This is a genomic window from Kitasatospora putterlickiae, from assembly GCF_039527695.1.
Lineage (GTDB): Bacteria > Actinomycetota > Actinomycetes > Streptomycetales > Streptomycetaceae > Kitasatospora > Kitasatospora putterlickiae.
Genome location: NZ_BAAAKJ010000462.1, coordinates 316 through 2,663, shown reverse-complemented (window position 1 = coordinate 2,663; position 2,348 = coordinate 316). Strand labels below are relative to the sequence as shown.

Annotated in this window: 1 protein-coding gene; it reads right to left on the bottom strand. The window is 74.7% G+C overall.

Annotated elements, in window-relative coordinates; translation table 11 throughout:
- Positions 1-40 precede the first annotated feature (40 nt).
- A complete protein-coding gene (locus ABD308_RS36915; protein WP_344344683.1) occupies positions 41-2,065 on the bottom strand; it encodes a M3 family metallopeptidase in 2,025 nt (674 codons plus the stop codon).
- Positions 2,066-2,348: the final 283 nt, after the last annotated feature.

Sequence of the window (2,348 nt, the reverse complement as noted above, 5' to 3'; positions counted from 1 at the left end):
CGCGCCCGGCGGCGTTCACACCGCCGGGCGCCCCGCTCCGCTACACCAACCCGCGCCGGGCCAGCAGCGGCCCGGTCTCGGGGTCGCGCCCGACCACCGCGCGGAAGGAGTCCAGCGCCTCCCGGCTGTCGCCGCGCGCCAGCAGCTCGCGCCGGAACACCTCGCCGCTCTCCCGCACGCCGCGCCCGTCGCCCTTGAACCACTCCACCGTGTCGGCGTCCAGCACCTCCGACCAGATGTACGCGTAGTAGCCCGCGCTGTACCCGCCCGCGAAGATGTGCCCGAAGTAGGTGGTCCGGTAGCGCGGCGGGATCGCCGCCACCGCCAGCCCGGCCTTGGCCAGCGCCGCCGCCTCGAACTCCCGGGCGTCCGCGACCTCCTGGCCCTCCGGCAGGGTGTGCCAGGCCCAGTCCAGCAGCGCCGCCGCCAGGTACTCGACGGTGCGGAAGCCCTGCCCGAAGGACTCCGCGGCCTCCATCCGCTCGACCAGCCCGGCGGGCAGCGGCTCGCCCGTCTCGTGGTGCCGGGCGTAGTTGGCCAGCACCTCCGGCCACACCATCCACATCTCGTTGACCTGCGAGGGGAACTCCACGAAGTCCCTCGGCACGGCCGTGCCCGCGACGTACGGGTAGCGGACGTCCGAGAACAGCCCGTGCAGCGCGTGCCCGAACTCGTGGAACAGCGTGCGGACCTCGTCCCAGGAGAGCAGCACGGGCTCGCCGGGCGCCGGCTTGGCGATGTTCAGGTTGTTGTAGACCACCGGACGCTGCCCCAGCAGGGCGGACTGGGTGACCAGTTCGTCCATCCAGGCGCCGCCGCGCTTGGACGCCCGGGCGTGGAAGTCGCCGAGGAACAGGCCCAGCGCGGAGCCGTCCGCGTCGAACACCTCGAAGACCCGGGTGTCCGGGTGGTAGCCGACGAGGTCGGGGCGCTCGGTGAAGGTCACCCCGTAGGCCAGGTTGGCGGCGAAGAACACGCCGTCCCGCAGCACCCGCTCCAGCTCGAAGTAGGGGCGCAGCGCCGCCGCGTCCACCTGGTACGAGGCCTGCCTGACCTGCTCCGAGTAGTACGCCCAGTCGTGCGCGGCGATCTCCTCGACGCCGTCGGCGGCGGCGACCTCGGCCAGCCGCTCGGCCTCCCGGCGGGCGTTGGCGACGGCCGGCGGCACCAGCCGGGCGAGCAGCGCGTCCACCGCCTCGACGGTGCCGGCCGTCTCGTCGGCCACCACGTGGGCGGCGTGGGTGTCGTGGCCGAGCAGCCGGGCCCGCTCGGCGCGCAGCGCGGCCATCCGGATCGCCAGCGGACCGTTGGTGTCGGCCGCGCGGTCGAGCGAGGCGGCGAGCAGCCGCTCGCGCACCGAGCGGTCGGTGAGCGAGGCGAGTTCGGTCTGGTTGGAGAAGTTCTTCAGGCTCAGCACGTACGCGCCCGGGTGCCCGAGCGCGCGGCCGTTCTCGGCGGCGGCGGCGATCTCGTCGGCAGAGAGGCCGGCCAGCTGCTCGGCGGAGTCCAGCACCAGCGCCCTGGCCTGCGAGTCGGCGGACACGTTCTGCCGGAACTCCGACGCGGCGGCGGCCAGTTCGGTGTTGATCGCGCGCAGCCGGGCCTGCCGCTCGGCGCCCAGCCGGGCGCCGGCCCGGACGAACGCGGTGTGCCGGCGCTCCAGCAGCCGCAGCGTCTGCGGGTCCAGGTCCAGTTCCGCGCGGTGGGCGTGCAGCTCCTCGATCCGGGCGAACAGCGCGCCGTCCAGGTGGATGGCGTCCCGGTGCGCGGCCAGCCGGGGGCTGATCTCGGCGTCGATCCGGTCGACCTCGGGGGTGGTGTCGGCGGCGGAATGGTTCTCGAAGACCACCTTCACCCGGTGCAGCAGCCTCCCCGAGCGCTCCAGGGCGACCAGCGTGTTCTCGACCGTCGGCGGCTGCGGGTCGGCGGTGATCGCGGCGATCTCGGCGAGCTGCTCGGTCATCCCGCGCTCGAAGGCGGGCAGGTAGTGCTCCGGCCGGATCTCGGCGAAGGGCGGCAGTTCGTAGGCCAGGGTGCTGGGCCTGAAGAACGGGTTCTCGGTCATTTCGCCGACCTTACGCGCTGTCATCGACACTGCCCACACCCTGGCCCGGGCGCCCGGCGCACCCGCCGGCGGCGCGCGCCGGATGCCGTCCGGGCCCCGCTCCGAGCCCCGCTCCGGACGGCGCGGCTCCGGTTGTCGTACCCTCCCGCTACCGTCGTCTCCGGCCGACCGTGCGCCCCCGGACGGCCCGACCGCGCGAACGCCCGCGCACCCGCCCGCACGAGAGGAGGAGCCCCCATGGCACCCCGGATCGCCCTCGCCCCCGATCCGCACGGCCTCGGCG